The organism is Pseudomonas sp. W15Feb34, from assembly GCF_023127765.1.
Taxonomy (GTDB): domain Bacteria; phylum Pseudomonadota; class Gammaproteobacteria; order Pseudomonadales; family Pseudomonadaceae; genus Aquipseudomonas; species Aquipseudomonas synxantha_A.
The window spans coordinates 134,193-153,561 of the sequence record NZ_SPKN01000045.1; the positions used below are offsets into that span (position 1 = coordinate 134,193).

Sequence of the window (19,369 nt, forward strand, 5' to 3'; positions counted from 1 at the left end):
TAGAGGTATAAAACAATCGACTACAACAAGCGCCGCTGCACCGCCTCATCCAACGTGCTGCGGGTCAGGGCTTGCACCACCTCATGGGTGTCCTGGCGGAAAGGCACGGCAACGATCAACAGCAACTGCATCCAGGTACGCAGTGATTCACTCTTGCGCACGCGGCCCAGCTCCTTGCCGTCCTTGTCCTTGAATACAGTCTCCAGGGTGAAGGTGTTCTTCGCGGTAGAAGGGATAATGAAAAACGTCACCCCGGTGATGATGGCCGACGCCATGCTGAACTGTTCGTTGTTGTACAAGGTGGCCTCAACATAGAGATCCGCCTCGGCCTTATCCGTACTCACCCACGCAAAACGCCCAGATTCACGAAAGCCCTCGGCTACCGTCGCTTCCCCAACCGCTGCCGCAGCCCCCGCAGCCGTATTGGCCGGCCCACCGTTGACCTGATTCATGACCGTGGTGCGCACGAACACCTTCAGCTTCTGCTGCGGCACATTGGCCGTGGGTGGCCACGCCTGCACGGGAGGTAACTCGCTTTGCGAATACGTCACGCAGCCAGACAACAGAACCGCAGCGAGCACCACACAGTGCTTGATTGAACCGATCATTTTTGTTCTTCCTTAAGTTGTGGTTGTGCCAACTTTGCCGTGGCGTTATCGAGCAGCGTTGAAACCAGCTCATTCAACTTCTTGACCCCCATCACCGGCGACCAATACTCCCGTCCGTAAAGCCCCACATTGTGCTCAAACTTGATCTGCTCCTTGGCGGCGGCCAGTTCTTTGCCGTTACGGTCAACGATCGCCAGATCACCGGCCATATCGAAACTATCGACGTAGATGGGCCCGTTTACCCAAATCCACATCGTCAGCGTCAATAAAGCCCCCGGGATGTAAGCAGGGTGCGGCGCGCGATGGCCCTTGAGCGATGTCATGTTGAACTTGAGCACCACATCGTTCTCGCCCAGGCGCACCGGGTATTCGGTGACATCCTTGAAATAGCCACCGGCCTTGACGTACTGGTTGAGCTGATGGGTGAGTGAACGGCTGATGGCGGTGCGGGTGGCGTCGTCAGTGTCAGGGATGGCGACAGAAACGTCGGCGATTTGCGCGGCTCGGGGGCTGTTGACCTTTGCGGGGTGCGGAGGAGCGCTCAATGGACCGGTGACGGTGTAGGAGACGCAGCCGGTCAGGGACAATGCCATGAGGAGTGCGCCGGTTTTGAAGAAGGTTTGGAGCACGGAATGTCCTTATTGAGTGTTTTGATTTGTTGGAGTGAAACTTTTGGAGGAGCGGAATAAGGGATGTATCGCAGGGATGCCATACATCTCTGATGTGCAGCCTTTATAAATGGCAGGGGTTAGCAAAATGGATAGCCGTAAATGCTAAGTAAGTGCCATTCAAATCTATTCCCTTTTTTGGCGGTCCATTCTTGTAAGTGCGAGGACGGGAATACGCTGCGCGGGGTCGGTGATGTCATACACATGCTGCTCACAGCCCGCGCCGACGATCACGAACTCCACCAGGTAAACCTTCTGCTTCTGCGGCTTGAACTCCGAGCTCATAGGACCGCAGGCGTAGACAATTTTTTCGGCGTAGCGGTAGTAGTTCGAGTCATACACCCGCGACTCACCCAACACCTCGATTGTCTGCCCCGGATCAGCCAACACTTCTAACTGCGGGAAGCGCTTGACCGCCGCGCTGTTGACAACCTCACTCATCTTGGCGATCCAACCGAACACCTTGCCCCGGCCCGAATCCACCACCATGCCGAGGATCTCCGGCCGCTGATCGGCATCACCGCCACGGCGCACGGAGAACTGCACAGGGTAGGTAAAACCGGTGGCCCGCATGATCACCTTGGCTTGCTCGGCATCGGCCACGACCTTGTTCTGCTGCAACTGCACGCCGTCTTTGAGCAGGCTGGATGACGAGTCGCGAGCATTGGAGTGACAGCCCGCGAGGATCAGGGCCGAGAGGATAAAGGCAACTTTTCTCATAAGGGTTTTCCGTATAGATACATGGGCCATGCAAGGATCAAAAACTCAAAAAAAATACGACCCCGTATAAAAACAGGGCGAAGCCGGCCAACGCCGCTCGCCACTCCGGGTCGGCATCCTTACTCATGCCGCCCGGCGCGATGGCCACCCTGGCGCCTCGCGCATAGCTGTAGACCACCTGGCCAAACCACAACTGCACCAGCACCATGAGGAAAAAGCGCTTCCAGTTACCGTCAAATCGTAGAAAGCCATTGAGTAGCGCAGCCAGGAGTAAGACCAGGCCAATGCCGTGCTGATATTTGTATAGGTTCGCGATCATGCTAACCACCTTTGACCTTTGAGGCGTTCAACCAACTTGTCCCACACCCCCACAGTACCCTTCAGCGTCTTGACGTCAGCCAGGTCGACGTTGGCGCCGACCGCGATACGTTCAGCACTGCCACCTGACATAAAGCGCGGGGTGTACAACACGCCCTCGATCGTGACCGGTACCTTGTATGGCAGCTGAAAATAAATCTGCCCCCCCTTTCGCGGAAGATGCATGTGATTACCAGTTGAATATTCAGCTGATAACTAAAAAGCCACTGGTGTATCTATAAAAAATACCTTGCACCGTGGCCAAGACTTGCTCTACGGAGCATTAGACTTTACACCTAACCGAAACATTTCAGTTGGAAACAGGGGTTCCAATATCACCTCATTATTAAAAATGAATAATTTTGGCGACAGAGATATAACATCATAAATATTTTCGGAAATCAAAATTAGTCCCGTCCTAAAAACAGGGATGCTCGCATCGTCCACAAAAACGAACACATCGTTATTTATCGTAGGATTTGCACTCAATAGAGCATCGATACTCTCATAATCCGAAAAATTAATTTCGGACCAATCCACCCTCCCGCGCGAAAAGGGATAGCTATATAAAATATCGATAGCTTCTTGACGAGCTTGACCTTCAACAACATTGAAATCTGCACGAAGTGCTTCTTTGCACTCTTCAAACAAAGTCATATCGTTACCTATTCAACTGTTTCAATATCGTCTCAAAGGCTTTCTCATTACCCTCAAACGGTACAACCTGCTTTATTGCCTTACCTGGCCCTTTACCTTGAGAATAGTCCCATATATTAATATGAGTGCCTTTATCAGGGTCATAATCAACACGCCAGCCTACTTTACCATCATTAGATTGGCGCCCGATAACCTTCCCATTTCCTGCGCTTACCTCTAGTCGTCCAATAACAGGTTTCGCATCTGAGCCTAAATTACCGACAATACTTAATGCTTTGTTTCGAGCGCTTTCCCAGTTTTTTTCAGGGGTAAGTGTTTGTTCAATTTTACTTCCCGGCAGGGGGTCGGATTTAACCTTACCAACCACGCCCAGTGCCGCCAACGCCTTACCACCAACTGCAGCGCCCAGTCCTATAACTTCTACTGCTTCCTTACCGTTCAGAGCAACCTTTACATAATCCGGTATCGCTTGGTAAATAGCTCTGGCACTGTCCTCATTTTCGGCCAGTACGAACCGGTCAAGCTGCGCTAAGTCGTCACTGCTCAGGTTAGAAAATACTGGAAGACGTTTCAGAGTGTTCGCAACATCCGAACCTGCCCCGACCTCTGACAGCGCTCCGTTTGCGCAGAACGGATTACCGGAACAATCGTCCGCTACCGCTTCGTCTCTGTTTTTCTTGCTGATCTCAGCATACTTCTCGTAGATATCCTGCTTGTCAGCGCCGGTTTTGTCAGCAGCCTCAAGTTCCTTGTGCAGATTCAGCACATCTTTAGAGCTTAGAAAGTTATTCTCAACCGCATTCTTCCCAACCTGAGCCGCCGCCACCGCACTCAGCGCGTCCTTGCCCACCGCAGAACCCGCAACCCCCGCCGCCAACGTCGACAACGCAGAGATCGTTTGCTTCTGCTCTGCAGTCAGATCGTCATTACTGACGTTCCCGTACAGCTCACTACGAATCAACCTCGCCGTGGCTTCCGCTGCTACCGCACCACCGGCCCCCACCAGCGCCGAATTACCACCCGCCCTGGCCAACACCGCTCCCAACACCGCATGGGCCATGAGGTTGGCGGCGTCATCACCTGCCGTCAGGTCTTTTACTTTTTGCGCGAGGAGGGGTGCGGATGCGCCCGCAATGGCCGCTCCCACATTGCCACCGGCAATCCCCTGCACGATGGCCGTCACGGTCTGTGTCGTGCGCTGGAAACTGCTGCCAACGCCGTAATCCCGTTCAGCCTGTTGCCTCACCTGCAAGGTGGTCGGGTCACTGATGCCACTCTCCAGCAACTTCTGCCGAGCCGCTTTACCAGCGTCGCTGTTGGGGTCTTCAGACTCGTCGATCTTCGCCTTGCCAATGGTGCTTCCGATCGTTATGGCCAGTTGCGCAGAGCTGTTGATCAGGTCCATGCGTTCGCGCATGGCCTTTTCATCCGGCTTGTCGAGGTGCTTATTGGCGTTTTGCGTATCGCGATTGAGGCCCACCAGGTCGTTGGCCCCCTCAGGATCACGCACAATAATCGTGCCCTCGCTGACCGCCGCCCGGGTTTTGCTGCTGTCGGACTCACTCAGCACCGCGCCCATCGGCGGGCCCATTGCGATACCGCTGGACCCACCGGCAATACCTGCGCTTGCCGAAGTGCTGTTGATCTTGCTGGTGTTCTTGATGTCACTGGTCAGCAAGCGATCGGTAATCAGCAAGTTCTTGTCGGCGCTGGCTTCGCTCGCAATGACGGCACCCTGTAGCGTGGTGTTTTTTCCCACGTCCAAGGTGTAGCCATCCTTGCCCGCATACAGCCCCGTCTGATCAGTGACCGCCTTGTAGTCGCTGCTCATGTTGCCGGCCGACATGCTTCCGGACGCCGTTACCGTTGTGCCGTAGCAGAACGGTGGCACACAGATGCTCGCGCCAGCACCGGCGCTGCTCTGCTTGCTCTTTTGAGTGTCGATATCCTGGCGCGAAGCGATATTGAGGTTGCCGCCGATATCCGCCTTGATGCTGTCAGCACGCACCTGGGCACCGGCCAGGGTGGTGTCTTGGCCACTGCTCAGAACCAGCGCACCGGTATCCAGCTTGCTGTTAACCTGAGTCACAGAACTGCCGGAACCCATGCCTTTGGCGATTTGCGCACCAAGGTCCAGGGTGAAACCGTTTTGTTCGCCGATATTGAAGCTGGCACCGATGCTGGTTTTGTCGTTTTTACTGTCGTTTTTGCGCTCGGTGGTGTTTTGCGCGCTTTCCAGAATGATGTCGTTTTTAGCGACCAGCGTGGTATTGGCAGCCTTCAATTCGCTGCCGATGACATGGATATCGCCCTGAGTTTCGGCGGCCTTGCCCGTCGCTACAACAGACAGGTTTTGACCTGAGTTGAGTGTGCTTTGCTTAGCCGTTTCACTGCGGTAGTCGCTGGTGCTTTTGCTGTGGGTACTGCCCAGCTCGGTGCCAATTTTAATCAGCGAACCATTACTGGCCGTGCCACCTTGCTTGTCCTTGAAACCCGAACCCTGACCGTTGGCGTCTGCCATTTGGCCGCCCAGGTTGTAAGTGTTCAAGGCTACCTGCGCCAGCTTCACGGCTTTGAGTCGAGGGTCATCGGCATTGTTGGCTGCTTCAACGCCATCGCGGATGCTCCTGGCGGTATCGACGACCGTTCCGCCGATCACACGCCCCACGGCCAAGCTTTTGGAACTGTCCTTACTGGTCTGGTTAGCCGTTTCAGTCCCGGCAGCAATGGTCACATTGGAGCCGGTGATATCCATGTCCTTGGTACTGACCACATCACTGGCCACTACCTTAACTTCACGCCCCGCCTCCAGCGTCACATTCCCCGCACTGGAACCAACCGTGCTGCCAGTGAGGGTAGTTTCTGCCGCTGTACCATTGTGCTTCTGGCTGTTGATGAACAGATGCTGATTGCCAGTGATGTCATCCAGGCCCAGCTTGTTGCCGGTCAACACACCGGTCAGGTCGCGGTTCTTTTCCTTGTGCATGTCGGTGCGCGAGAAGGTGTTCTGCGCCGCATCGATGGTCAGGTCACGCCCGGCCTGAACAGTCAGGTCACCGGTACTGACCAGCGCCGAACCCGTCACAGTCACGTCTTGCGCGCCCGCAACGCTGACCGTCTCACCAGAGACCATGCTGCCCACCGCCGTGGTGCGTGTCTCGTCGACCTTGTCCTGGACTTTGCTCGACTTGAACCCGCCCCAACTGCTCTTGCTTTGCTTGCGCTCATGGCGCGCACTGTCGGAGTCGGTTACGGCAAGAATCTGTACGTCTTCACCCGCCACCAACTTCGCTGCACCTTTGTCAGCGGCCACCGCGCTGCCGGCCAACAGCAGATCTTTGCCAGCGACCACGGTGCTATTGCCACCCGATTCGACCAGGCTGCCCACGTTGGTGGTGCTATCGGTTTCATCGAGACGGAATTTCTTGCCCGAGGAGGATTTTTTGGTCTTGCTGTAAAAGCTGTAGTCCTCATTCTCAGCGGACTTGAGCTCAATATTTTCACCTGCGTACAAGTACGCCTCATCCCCGGCCGTTACACGGCTGGCGATCAACGCCATGTCCTCGCCCGCGCTCAGCGCCACATCGCCACCGGCCTTGACCGTGGTGGACACCTGCTGAACATGGTCTTCCTGGCTCTTGACCTTTTTGCTGTTGAACGAGGAGTGCTGTTCGTTCGCGCCCGAAGCCAGTGTCAGGTCGCCGGTAGCCGCCATCGCAACATCGCGCTTGGCGTCGATTTGACTGGCGATGGCGCTGATGTCGCGTCCGGACTGCACGCGGAAGTCGCGCCCGGCTTCAATCACATTGCCGTATTGAGTGACACTGCTGTCCCGGGACACACCGGCGTTACGTTGCTCGGCGGCAATCAGGTTGACGTCGCGACCGGCCTTGATCGTGGTATCTGCACCACTTTTCAACACGCCGCCAACGCTGTTGACGTCACGTCCGGCTTGCATGCTCAGGTTGTTGGCCGCTTCGATGCGGGCTGCGCTGTCTACAAAGTCCATGCGTTCGGTGCGATAACCGCTGTTGCTGCTCTCGTGACGGGTGACGGTGCGTTCGTTGATCACGTCGCCGTTAACTGCCGTGAGGCTCACGTCGCGCCCCGAGATGATCCCGCCAGCTTTGTTGACCAGGTTGTTGCCCGCCAGCAGGTCCAGGCGATGACCGGCTTCGATCAGGCCGCTGTTGACCAGGTTGGCGCCGGCGCTGGCCGATAGGTTTTTGGTAGCACGCAGGGTGCCGACGTTGTTGAGGTTTTCTCCGGCAATCAGGTTGACGTCGCTACCGGCGATCAATGCGCCGTTGGGTCCCAGGCGGTTATTGGCCTGGGCCAGATACAAAACAGGTGCCAGGACGTTTTCGCCATTTACCATGGCGCTTTCCATCCATACGATATCGTGGGTCAGCGCCGCGACTTGCTCGGCGGTGAGGCTTACGCCCACCGCTAGGTTCAATCGCTGCTTGCTGGCGATCGCGTTGTCCATCAGGTATTTGTACTGCCCAGCGTCGCTGGTCTGCCCATCGAGGAAGCGTTGACCGGTACGAGCAATGACGGCTTGCTGAATCAACCGATCCTCATAAAGACCATCACCCAAACGCTTCCAACTGGTATCCGGGTTGTAACCCAGTTTCGACAGCAAATAGTCCGAACTCATGAATTGCTTCAGGTCGGTCAAAGCCGGGTTAGTTTCGATCAGGTATTTGTGGGGGTTGGAGACGTAGCTGCCGTCAGGTAATCCCTGCACGCGGTTAACGATCAACGTGTCAGCCACTGTGGCCAAGCCTTCGACCGGAGTAGTCGAGGCGACAGCGTCGACCTTCGAGCGGTCAGGTACTACCGCACCCGTGATGGGATCTACGATCGGGACCACGTTCAGCGGCGCGATGATGGCTGCAACTGAGGTCGCCAGATCAGCCGTGCGCACCGGCTCTTGCGTGGCCATTGCGATGTGAGCGGCATCATTCACTAGGACATCCCTACCACCACGGGCAGGCACGGCTTGATCACGCTGGGCAGTGTCGATGGACGCCCCGCCCATGGTCCAGCTTTGTGGCCCTTGATTAGCTGGCGTTGCAGCACCCTGGCCGCTCAGGCGAAACAAACCATTCTGCCCCGTGGGCAAGCTAAAGCCTGGTAATGACAGGGGATTGACCTGTTGCTGGGCCAGGTCCGGCGGCAATTGTTGGTTAAGCGTAATACGGGTTGAAAAGCCAGCACCGGAGGCGTTGGTATCGGTTCGTGGGCCGCTACCCACATAGGTATAGCCCGGACGGACCACACTGCTGTCGATGTTGTTGCCCGCCGTTACGTTGACAGCCCCACCGGCCTGAATCACTGCGGCGTAACGCTGATCACCATCTGCTAATTTTTTTGTCGTTCTAAGGTGCGGCAGCTCCCCGATCCCCTTCGGAGCTACCGGAGGACCGGTAATGGCTATAAAGTTGCCCATTGCAGCCTGCAACCCACCCAAATCATTGGGCGTATAGCCGGCGCTCTGGAACCAATATTTGTTGTTGAACGCGTTTGCCGGGTTATACCAATTCTCTGGATGCCGGGTTCTCTCTGATACAAACACGCGGGTAGTTTCAATATCTCCCGTTTCAAGACCACTGTTGACCAGATTGTTGACTGTTACCGACAATTCTCCTGCGGCGGCAATGGTGCTGCTTTGGTTCGAGAGATCACCACCATTGATGGTCACATTGCCACCTGAGGTGATGCTGGACGCTGCACTGGCCTCAATGACTTCAAGTTTTTCGCGTTGAGCAATCTCCCAAGTATGGTTTTCCTTACCACCGTCACAATCGTACCCCGCAATACAAGCGATCTCGGTAATCCGAGCGGTATAAATGTCTTGGTTGCTGGTGTTCAAGACCGCTCTGATATTTTTGATCGTGCTCGCTGCGAGGCTCAGGTTGCCATCACTCTGTAGGGTCGAAGAGCTGTTGATGATGCTGCGGGCAACGCCGCCTTTACCATCCCGGTCGATGCTCAGGTCGCCCAGGCTGTAAATATCCGCGTAGCTATTGCTCAGCGAATCAACGCGCAGGCTCATGTCCGAACCACTGAAAATCAGCGCATGGTCGTTAAGTAGCGCGCCAGTAGTGGCGGTAAGTTTTTGACCGCTGCCCAGCGTGCCGTAGTTATTGATGGCGCCTGCCGTCAGATTCAGATCCTTGGTTGCGGTTAAACGCCCCTGGTTATCCACACTTCCGGAGATGTTGACCGTCGCGTTGCCACCACCGCCAATACTCGTCGTTTTACTTAGTTTTAATTGCGCGGCGCTCAGGCTCAGATCGCCCAAACTACTCATACGGCCACTACCGCTATAGGTCCCGTCCAGCGTCACGTTGAGGCTGCCATCACTGGCAATCAAGCCATCGTTGGACCAGTTAATACCTTTACCCACCAAACTATCGGAAGCCAGCAACTGCCCTTCTGCCGTTTGGTTGAGAGTGTTGACGTTCACCGTCAACCGCCCTGCCTGGATCACACTGCTGTTGGTCCAGTCGTCAGCCGTCAGGGTCAAGCCACCTCGGGTGACAACGTTCCCGCCCACATTCGTCAGGTTGGCCGTGCTGATATCAAACGTGCCGGTGCCCACATGCAACAGACTGCCGCCCACGTTCTGGAAGCCACTGGCCTTCAACGTCAAGTCGCTGTTGGCGGTTTCCAGTACACCGTTGCGGTTATCAAACACACCCCCAATCTGAAAGTCAGTCTTGCCGTTCTTGCCCAAAGCCCGCAGTTGCCCGCCCTGGTTATCCACGCTATCCGCCTCGACCTTCAGCGTGGTGTCACTTTCAATAATGCCTTTCTGGTTGTTCAGTGCCCCGCCACTGAGCTTGAGGTCAACCTGCCCGCCTGCCACCTGGCCGCGTACATCACCGCTGTTATCAAAACTGCTGCCGATGACCTTGACCGTCCCTTTGGCGTACAGCCCGCCATCGCGGTTGTCGAAGGCGCCGGTGGTGACGTCGTTGTCGCCGGTTTGCGCGGCGATGCGGCCGCCGTTGTTGTTGAGGCTGGCACTGGTGAGGATCAGGCTTTGGGCCTGGATGATGCCGGCCTGACGGTTGTTGTTCAGGTCGAAGTCGTTGCGCAGCAAGCCACCCAGCGCCTTGGCTTGCAGAGTGCCCTTGAGGCTGGCCAGGGTGCCGCCACGGTTGTCGATGGATGTGGCCTTGATGTCGACAGCGCCGTTTTGCGCGATGACTTTGCCGCTTTGGTTGTCGAGGGCTCCGCTGATGTCGAGGTTCAGGGCGGTCTGGCTTTGGATCGAACCCTTGGCATTGTCGAGGCTGGCGGCCTTGAGTTTCAGGTCGGCGTTCTGGCTGTAGATCAACCCGTCGCCGTCGTTTTGGATGGTGCCGGTGGTGGTGGCCAGCAGCGTGCCGTTGGACGCGACGGTGCCGCGCTTACGGTTGTCCAGGCTGCCCGCGAACAGGGTCAACAAGCTTTGGCTGACCAGTTGGCCGCCCTGGTTGTTGACCTCAGTGGCGCGTTTGAGCAGCAGCGCACCGGCGCTGGCAAGTTTGCCGTCAGTGTTGGTCAGGGCGCCGAGCAGGTCGAGGGTTACGCTGCCGTTGCCGATCAGGTTGCCAGCGCTGTTGTCGAGGGTGGTGCCGATAAGGCCGAGGGCCTGTTGCGCATTGACCGTGCCGCCTGCGTTGTTGAGTGTATGCACGTTCAGATCGAGGGCCGCGCCGCTGTCGATCAATCCACCTTGGGCGTTGTTGAGCACCCCGGTGACGGTCAGGGTTTGCCCGCCCGCACTGGAGAGGATGCCTTTGTCGCTGTTGTCGAGGCTGTCAGCTTTGACGGTCAGCGCTTTTTGGCTGACCAGCGCACCGGCGCCGCTGTTGAGCAGGCTGTTGCTCAGCGTTACATCGACGTTGCCAAAACGGCTGGAGACGGTGCCTTGGTTGCGGTTGTCCAAGTCCACGCCATTGACACTGACACCTTCCCAACCCGAGATCAGGCCACCTTGGTTAGTCAGTTTGGTGCCGTCCAGAGTGAGCACAGTGTTGCTGATCAGTTTGCCTGCGCTGTTATCCAGCGTGCGGCCGTTGAGGGTGAGGTTTTGCGCGGTGGAAATCTCACCACTCTGGTTGCTCAGGTCGCGCAGGCGTTTGATGGTCAGTTGACCTTCGGTGGTGATCAGGCCCTTGGTGTTGTTCAGGTCACCGCCGCCCAGGTCGATGGCTATCGACTTGCCCAAGACAGAACCGCCCTGGTTGTTCACACCCGCGCTGTTGAGGGTTAGAGCATTAGCCGCGTTGATCAACCCCTTATCCTGGTTGGTGAGCTGGCCGTCGACATTAAGCAACGTGTCGCCACGGCTGGTCAGCGTGCCGCCGCTGTTGTCCAGGGTGGCAGCGCGGCCGTCGACGGACTGGGCGGCAATCAGGCCTTTGAGGTTATTCAGGGCCTGGGTGATGCGCAGGGTCAGGGCCTGGTAGCTGAGCAATTTACCGCGGCTGTTATCCAGGCTGTCAGCGGTCAATGTGAAGGCTTGGGCACTGGAGATTTCACCGCCCTGGTTGTTCACGCCCTTGAGGTTTTTCAACATCAACAGCGGGCCGTTGATCAGGCCGCCCTGGTTATTCAACTGACCGTTTTTCAGGTCCAGTGCGACAGACGTGTTGCTGAACAGCTTCCCGCCTTGTTGATCCAGGCCGGTGACATTGGCAGTCAGCGCTTTTTCGCTGGTCAGGCGGCCACCGTCGTGGTTGGTCAATTGCCCTGCGGTGATATTCAGCGTGTCGCGGGTGCTGACGTTACCGGAGTGGCTGTTGTCGAATGTGCCGGTAGTGATGACCAACGCACTTTTGCTGCTCAACGTACCTTTCTGGCTGTTGTCCAGGCTGGTGCTGTTCAGGGTCAGGCCTGCGTCGGTGACCATCTCACCGCCCTGGTTATCGACGGCGCCGTGGGCGGTGACGTCCAATGCCCCAGCACTGGACAGCTTGCCTTTGCGGTTGTTCAGACTCCCAGCCTCGACGGTCAAAAGACCTTCACTGCTCAGCCGACCTTGGTTGTTATTCAGCTCGCCGCTGAGTTCAAGGCCAAGGTCTGTTTGGCTGATAAGGCTGCCGCCGCTGTTGTCCAGCGTGATGCCTTCCAGGGTCACACCACTCTGGCCGCTGAGTTGGCCCTTGTTACGGTTGAGTACGTCATCGACGTTCAGCGTCAAGTCGGTCGCGGCGAGCACCATGCCGCCGTCACTGTTATCCAAACCTTGACCGGTTATCTGAACAGCGGCCTTGCTGGAGATCTCGCCGCCCCGGTTGTCCACCTTGGTCATTTTGACGTCGGTCTTTTGGGTGGCGCTCACGTAGCCTTTTCGTTGGTTATCCAGCGTCTGGCCGTCAAGGGATAACGCGCCTTGTGCGATCAACTTACCGTTCTGGTTGGTGATATTGGTGATGTCTGCGGTGAGGTCGCCTTTGCTGGAAATCTCCCCGTCATTGTTCTCCAGGCTGGCCGCCGTCAGCTTCATGCCCGCGTCGCTTACTATCGTGCCCTCTTGGTTCTTGAGTACTCCATCGACGGTGATCGTCAACTGGCCCCGGCTACTCAACATGCCTTCACTGTTATCCAGGCTGGCGCCATTAATCTGCAACGCCGCAGCGGAAATTTTGCCTTTGATGTTGCTAATGGCCTGGTCGATGCGCAGGGTCAATGCCTGGTTGCTGATGAGCTTGCCGTTGCTGTTATCCAGGCTTTTGCTGGCCAGGGTGAACGCCTGGGTACTGGAAATTTCGCCGTTCTGGTTGTTAACCCCGTTGAGATTTTTCAGCACCAACAAAGGAGCATTGATCATGCCTTGCTGGTTATTCAGTTGGCCGTTGTTCAGGTCCAGGCTCAGTGACGTCACACTGGTAAGCTTCCCGCCCTGCTGGTCAAAACCGGTGACGTTGGCGGTCAGTGCGTTGTCGCTGACGATGCGGCTATTCGTACCGTTGCTGACCTGGCCAGCGGTCAGGGTCAGCGTGTCCTTGCTGATCAGGCTACCGGCCTGGGTATTGTTGAAAGCGCCGGTGGTCACTTTGACCGCGCCCTTGGCGCTGAGTGTGCCGCTGCGGTTCTCCAGACTGGCACTGTTGAGGGTCAACCCTTTATCGGTGGTCACTGCCCCATTGTGATTAGTCAGCGCACCCGTGGCGCTCAGTGCAACAGCTCCGGTACTCGATACTTTGCCTGACGTATTATTTAGTCCGCCGGTGGTGGCGGTGATGCCGCTTTCGCTGGTGAGCAAACCACTGGTGTTATCCACGTCACCGCTATGGGTCAGGGCCAGACCGTGTACACCGGATACTGTGCCGCCACTGTTGTCCAGACTCTTACCTTGCAGGGTCACCTTGCCGTTACCGAACAACAGGCCTTCGCTCTGGTTGATGACTTGCGCCACCTTGAGGCCCAAGTCAGTGCCAGCCAGCAGCTTGCCCTTACGGCTGTTATTCAGGTACGTGCCCGCCAGGTTGACGTCTATGGCGCTGGAGATTGCCCCGGCCTGGTTATTGATGTCATCGACGGTCAGCGTCAGCGCTTTTGTCGCACCTATCGTGCCACCGTTACTGTTATCCAGCGTGCTGCCAGTCAGCATCATGGTGCCTGACGCAACCAACTCGCCCTTTTGCTGATTGAAATGGGTGACATTGGCGATCAGATCGCCTTTGCTGGAGATACGCCCGCTGGCGTTTTCTACGGTCGTCGCGTCCAGGCGCACCGGCCCGACGGCGCTGAGCAAGCCGCCCTGATTATTCAGGGTCGTGCCCTGGTAACGGACCGCCGCCTGCCCGACCAGCAGGCCTTTGCCCTGGTTGTTCAAGCTGGCGACGTTGAGTTGCATGTCCTTGTCAGCGCGGACATTGCCGCCTCGGTTGTCGAGGCTGGCGGTGGTCAGGGTCAGCAAGTCTTTACCGCTCAAACTGCCGCCACGGTTATCGAGGCTGCCCGCCTGCACATCCATCTTGGCTTTGGCGCTAAGCAAGCCGGTGCTCTGGTTGTCCAGCAGGCCCGCAATACGCGTGGTAAGGCTGGCGTCACTGATCACTTTGCCGGTGTGGCTGTTGTCCAGGCTGGCGGCACTGATTGATACCGTCTGGCCGCTACCGAGCACGCCTTCTCGGTTGTTCAGCGCACCGCTTACATTGACCGTCAATCCGGTATCGCCGGTGAGTTTGCCACCGTGGTTATCCAGGCCGGCAGCATGCAACTCGGTGCTGTTGCCGCTGGAGACTTCACCTTCTGTGTTAGTCAACGCCCCATCCAACCGCACGGTCAAACCCTGCTCACTGAGCAGTTTGCCGCCGGTGTTGTCCAGGCTCTTCGCCGCGAAGGTGAAACCCTGTGTACTGGAGACTTCACCACCCTGGTTGCCGACGTCGGCGAGGTTGTTCAAAACCAGCGTCGACCCTTTGATCAAACCTTTCTGGTTGTTCAACTGGCCCTTGTTTACGTCCAGCGTCAGCGATGTGGTACTGGTCAAGTGTCCGGCGTTGTTGTTCAAGCTGGCGACGTTGGCGGTCAGGGCCTGAGTACTGGTAATGCGCCCTGCAGCACTGTTATCCACGGCCTTGGCGGTGAGGTTCAATGTATCCAGGCTGGTAAGTTTGCCGCCCTGGTTATTGATGGCTCCGCTGGCAGTGATGCGCAGGCCCTGATTGGCGGTCACTAAGCCTGCGACGTTGTCCAGCGTGGCGATATTCAGCGTAGCGGCGCCCAGGCTGGACACCTTGCCACTGCGGTTGCTCAATTGGCCGACGGTGGCGGTCAGCGGCCCGTTACTGTTGAGCAGCCCACCTTGGGCGTTGAGCAATTGGCTGGCGTTCAGCTCAAGACTGCCTGTGCTCAACACTCGGCCATTGTTCTGGTTGTCCAGGGTGCCGGCACTGACATTGGCGGCCTGTTTGGCGCTCAAGGTTCCGCCCTGATTGTTCAGGGTTTGTGTGGCGGTGACGGTCAGGTCACGGCTGGCGACCACGCTGCCGCCGTTGCTGTTGTTGACGACTTGTGCGCTCAGGCTCAGATCGCCGATGGCGTTGCGAATGAGGTCTGGATTGATCCCGGACTCGATAATCCCGCTGTTGGTCAGTTGGCCGCCGCTGGACAGCGTGATGCGGTCGCGGGCACTGAGTTTGTTCTGATTATTCAAGTCACCGAGGCTTTGCACATCCAGTGTCGTGCCAGCATGTACATGCCCTTGCGTCTGCACACTGGCGGCCTTGATGTTGATAGCGCCGCTATTGGCTCTGGCCTCTGCCATCCTCAAATGCCCACTGGCATCGAGCTGAATATCCCCCCCACTGGCCATCAGCGCCCCGTCGAGCTTCACCCCAACCCCGGCCTCGGTCCCTACCAGCTTGATCGCCCCGGCATACATCCCACCCAACGCCGTCGAGTCAATCGCCAACTCCGGCTTGGCGCTACCGTCATTGGCCCGTGCGGTTGCACTCAAGGTCTGCGCATTAACATCATTGCGCCCAGCAACCACACTCAACTTGCGCGCATTGATCTGCGCATTGATCTTGGCCGAGCGGGTGATGATTTCGAAGTGGTCAACGTTGCCGGCATCCAGGCCCTTGCCGTCGACGGTCACCGCACCGCCATCGACCTGGTAGCGGTCCAGGCGGCCGTTATCGAGGATGGGTTTGCCGGTGGTCAGGGTGACGTTGGGGGTGTTGATGAAGCCGCAGCCGTTGCAACTGATGCCGTAGGGGTTGGCGACGATGACTTTGGCCGACTGCCCAGCCACTTCGGTGTAGCCGCGCAATTGGCTGGGGCTGCCACCGTTGACTTCGTTGAGGATGATGTTGGCCGCGCGGCCTTGCAGGTTCGGGTTGCCGAGGATAATGCCGCCCAGTTGCGTCGATTGACTGCGTTCGGTGGCGTTGTTGAGGATCACCCCGTTGGCGCCAACGTTGTAGTCCTTGAACTGGTTATGGGACAAGCCACTGCCATTGGGGGTGGCGATGTTCACCACCGGCACGCCATTGCCCGCCGCGCCCACGGTGGTGCCGGGCGCGCTGACCACGATGCCTTCGGCCTGGGCCAGCAGCGGTTGCCAGAACAGCGCATTGGCCAGGATCAGCGCCAGGCCACGTTTGGGCAGGCCGAGGAACGCGTCACGGCTTTTCAGGGCAGCAGAAGGCTGGCGAACCAGGAAGGCAAATTGGCGAACATCCATTTCAAATTCTCGTTGCAACTGGGCGTTGAATTACAGGAAGAAATCCATGCGGAAGTAGATCGGTGCTTCACGCTCAAATAGCGCGGCCGGTCGTTCCAGCGAGTGGGCAAAGGTCACGCTGGTACTGACGTGTTTGCCGCGGGCGAACAGCTCAAGCGAGTTGCTTGAGACGCGGCCGTGCACTTCGCCGTTGTAGCGACCGTTGCGGATCACGCCCTGGTCGTAGCCCACGCTGGCACCGTATTCACCGAACACCGGGCGCAGCCAACCGAGGGTCACCGGGCGGCTCCAGCGCAGGTCATTGCGCCAGTAGCCGCCACTGTCGCCGGTCAGTTGCTGGTCCTTGTAGCCACGTATCGACGCCGAGCCGCCGAGGCTCATGCGCTGGGGGCTGAACAGCACGTCTTCACTGCGCTGGCCGGTGGCTAGGCTGGTGAAACTGAACGACTCGCCCCACAGCGTGAACGGTTGCAGGTAGCTGACGGTGGCGGTGTATTTGCGGTAGCGGGAGTTGGCCAGTCGATTGCCGTTCTGATCGCGCTCATGTTGGGCCTGGGCATCAAGCAAACCAATGCCGTCCTGCATACCGAGGTCAATGTTGACAAAAGCATTGCCAACTCGCCGACCGTGGTTGATGCCCCACTGCAACTCGCTGAGCCGATTGCTGCTGACGGCCAAGCGGCTGTCTTCGATGTAATTGTTGGTACGCAGGTGGGACAGGCCGACGTTGAGCGAGGTTTTGCTCACGGCATCACGGTGGATCACCCGCTCAGCGCGCAACTGATGGTTTTCACTGTCCCCGGTTTGCTTGAAGTCGAAACCATCGCCCTGGACGACCGAACGGTAGTCGCTCTGGTTGTAGCTGTAGCTGAAGTTCCACCAGCCCCAGGGCACGTTGTAGTACAGCATCGCGTTCTTGGAGGTTTTCTGGTGATCGCTGACGGCGTCGTGGCCGCCGCGCAGAATCAGTTGATCCGCCAGGCCCAGCGGGCTGTCCCATTCAAAGCCGGTGCCCCACTGCTGTTCGCCAGTGCTTTTCTGGCCATCGTTGTTGCGCGACAGGCTGGCACGCCATGGCTTTTGCGGGTTGTTTTTGACCAACACCGAGCTGCCGCCCACGGCATCGCCCGGGGTCAGTTCCATTTGAGCTTGGTTGGACGGCAAACGGTTGAGCTGATCGACAGCCTGCTCGATTTCTCGCAGGTTCAAAATCTCGCCGCTTTTGCCGGGAAAGGCCATGCCCAGTTCGCGATCCGACAACTTGCTGCTGTCGGCGCCCTTCAGGCCTTCAAGCTTGCCTTCCACCACCAGAACTTGCAGATGCCCTTTGGACATATCTTGCTGCGGCAAGTAGGCGCGGCTGGTGACCAGGCCTTTGTCGATGTAGTAGTTGGTGATGTCTTTGAGCAGGGCGTTGAGTTGTGCGACGCCCAGGCATTGACCAGTGTAAGGCTTGAGTAGACGCTCGCGTTCAGCGGCAGGCAGGTGGTCGGCACCCTGGAGTTCAATGGTTTGGATCGGAAAGCAACGGCTGTCCACCGGAGCTGCCGGCGCTTCGGGCCGGGCCTCTTTGCCAGGCAGTTCCTTGAGCTGCTCAAGGCGGCGCTGTTGATCTTCCAACAGGCGGTTTTGGCGTTCGCGGATCAGGTCCTGATCACCCGGCAGGGTTGCCGCCATCACGCAGTGGGAAGCGAGGCAGGCAAGCAGGGCAATGCTCAGTGAATACCGAGTCCGTGGCAGTGAGGCAGACATGTTCGATCCAACGCGTGACGAAGGATGGCAAACTAACATCGCGGGAATGGCGCGCCAATAAACTGACTAAACTTTAGGAAATTTCCTACAAACTACTAACATTATGATTTTTAACGAAAATATTAAAAAAGAATAAATACTGAATGAAATCTTGAAGGATTTTCCGACCAGCGGTATCAGATTTGATAGACATTCAACACGCACACAAACGATCGGACTATTCGGCCAACACCGGTTCGCGTATGAGTATTTGATTGATTTAAGGAATGTCTGGACGACAACGGGAATCTGAGCAGCCGCTGACCCAAGGTCGACTCGGACAGGCCAAATGACAGGCAAAAAAAAACCCGGAAATCCTCACTTGTGTGGGCCTTCCGGATTTTCTAAATCCGCCAAAAATGGTGGGTCGTGTGGGATTCGAACCTACGACCAATTGGTTAAAAGCCAACTGCTCTACCAACTGAGCTAACGACCCGCTGTGTGGTGGCGCGTATAATACTGATTTCTAAGGATTATTCAACACCTTATTTGAAATAAATCAGAAAAAACGCATTTGAACTGTAATTCGGTGGGTAGAACGCCTCTCACAGCCGCCGGATCAGCGGCCCGGCTCGTCGTTCCACAGGTATTTATGCAACTGCAATTGCAGGCGCACCGGCAGGTTGTCGGCCACTACCCAGTCCGCCAGGTCGCGAGCGTTGAGGTCGTGATGGCTGGGCGAGAACAGCACCTCGCCCGCGCGACGCTCAAGACCATACTGGATCAGCTTGGAAGTCGCCCAGTCATAGTCGTCACGGGAACAGATGACGAACTTGACCTGATCGTTGGCCGTCAGCAAGTCGATGTTCTCGTAGCGGTTGCGGTGGGCTTCCTTGGAGTCCGGGGTCTTGAGGTCAACCACTCGGCTGACGCGCGGGTCGACCGCAGAGATGTCCAGGGCGCCACTGGTTTCCAGTGAGACCTCGTAACCGGCGTCACACAGCTGCTTGAGCAAGGGAATGGCATTGGGTTGCGCCAATGGCTCACCGCCCGTCACGCAGACGTAGCGCGGCCGGTAGCCGGCAACCTGTTCCAGGATGTCGTCGAGGGTGCGCACGGTGCCGCCGCTGAAAGCGTAGGCGCTGTCGCAGTATTGGCAGCGCAATGGGCAGCCGGTGAGCCGTACAAATACGGTGGGCAGGCCAGCAGTGCGCGTTTCACCCTGCAACGAGTAAAAGACTTCGGTAATACGTAATGTGTCTTGCATAGTCGCCACGGGCGTAACAGCTAAACAGGCTGTCCGCCTCCGTCAGGCACTTCAAGGGATTGCGCCAACGCGCCAACCCCAGGAAGCGTGTTTCATAAAAGGGCGTGGATTCTAACGAAAAAACCCGCGCCAGGCGCGGGTTTCTTCTAAACGGGCGGTATTG

The 19,369-nt window shown here is 57.3% G+C and carries 8 protein-coding genes and 1 tRNA gene; all 9 read right to left on the bottom strand.

All coding sequences use genetic code 11. The features are described from left to right. Nucleotides 1-20: 20 nt before the first annotated feature. The gene (locus tag E4O97_RS22510) at nucleotides 21-608 is read right to left on the bottom strand and encodes a hypothetical protein (protein ID WP_078822188.1); all 588 of its coding nucleotides are present in this window, start codon (nucleotides 606-608) and stop codon (nucleotides 21-23) included. Beyond that, entirely contained in the window at nucleotides 605-1,201 is a 597-nt protein-coding gene (locus tag E4O97_RS22515; RefSeq protein WP_248162364.1) for a hypothetical protein, read from the bottom strand. Before E4O97_RS22515 ends, E4O97_RS22510 begins: the two co-directional genes overlap by 4 nt. 201 nt (nucleotides 1,202-1,402) lie before the next feature. Beyond that, nucleotides 1,403-1,996 (bottom strand): hypothetical protein, encoded by a 594-nt coding sequence (locus tag E4O97_RS22520; protein ID WP_248130808.1) that lies wholly within the window; start codon nucleotides 1,994-1,996, stop codon nucleotides 1,403-1,405. 37 nt (nucleotides 1,997-2,033) lie between these two features. After that, on the bottom strand, nucleotides 2,034-2,315 hold the full coding sequence (locus E4O97_RS22525; protein ID WP_248162309.1) for a hypothetical protein: 282 nt from the start codon (nucleotides 2,313-2,315) through the stop codon (nucleotides 2,034-2,036). Nucleotides 2,316-2,626: 311 nt separating this feature from the next. Then, nucleotides 2,627-3,010 (bottom strand): hypothetical protein, encoded by a 384-nt coding sequence (locus E4O97_RS22530; protein WP_248162311.1) that lies wholly within the window; start codon nucleotides 3,008-3,010, stop codon nucleotides 2,627-2,629. A 4-nt stretch (nucleotides 3,011-3,014) separates the two neighbouring features. Continuing rightward, a complete protein-coding gene (locus tag E4O97_RS22535) occupies nucleotides 3,015-16,208 on the bottom strand; it encodes a hemagglutinin repeat-containing protein (protein WP_248162313.1) in 13,194 nt (4,397 codons plus the stop codon). Nucleotides 16,209-16,238: 30 nt separating this feature from the next. Further along, nucleotides 16,239-17,960, bottom strand: coding sequence for a ShlB/FhaC/HecB family hemolysin secretion/activation protein (locus E4O97_RS22540; protein ID WP_282445366.1), 1,722 nt, complete (start codon nucleotides 17,958-17,960; stop codon nucleotides 16,239-16,241). Between the two features lie 399 nt (nucleotides 17,961-18,359). Next, nucleotides 18,360-18,435, bottom strand: a tRNA-Lys gene (locus E4O97_RS22545). Nucleotides 18,436-18,558: 123 nt separating this feature from the next. Continuing rightward, complete coding sequence (gene queE, locus E4O97_RS22550) at nucleotides 18,559-19,206, bottom strand: 7-carboxy-7-deazaguanine synthase QueE (protein WP_032879702.1); 648 nt, start codon at nucleotides 19,204-19,206, stop codon at nucleotides 18,559-18,561. Between the last annotated feature and the right edge of the window lie 163 nt (nucleotides 19,207-19,369).

Bases quoted from the DNA above. Each gene is read 5' to 3' on its own strand.
- E4O97_RS22510 (WP_078822188.1), bottom strand. From the start codon at position 608: ATGATCGGTTCAATCAAGCACTGTGTGGTGCTCGCTGCGGTTCTGTTG.
- E4O97_RS22515 (WP_248162364.1), bottom strand. From the start codon at position 1,201: ATGGCATTGTCCCTGACCGGCTGCGTCTCCTACACCGTCACCGGTCCA.
- E4O97_RS22520 (WP_248130808.1), bottom strand. From the start codon at position 1,996: ATGAGAAAAGTTGCCTTTATCCTCTCGGCCCTGATCCTCGCGGGCTGT.
- E4O97_RS22525 (WP_248162309.1), bottom strand. From the start codon at position 2,315: ATGATCGCGAACCTATACAAATATCAGCACGGCATTGGCCTGGTCTTA.
- E4O97_RS22530 (WP_248162311.1), bottom strand. From the start codon at position 3,010: ATGACTTTGTTTGAAGAGTGCAAAGAAGCACTTCGTGCAGATTTCAAT.
- E4O97_RS22535 (WP_248162313.1), bottom strand. From the start codon at position 16,208: ATGGATGTTCGCCAATTTGCCTTCCTGGTTCGCCAGCCTTCTGCTGCC.
- E4O97_RS22540 (WP_282445366.1), bottom strand. From the start codon at position 17,960: ATGTCTGCCTCACTGCCACGGACTCGGTATTCACTGAGCATTGCCCTG.
- queE (WP_032879702.1), bottom strand. From the start codon at position 19,206: ATGCAAGACACATTACGTATTACCGAAGTCTTTTACTCGTTGCAGGGT.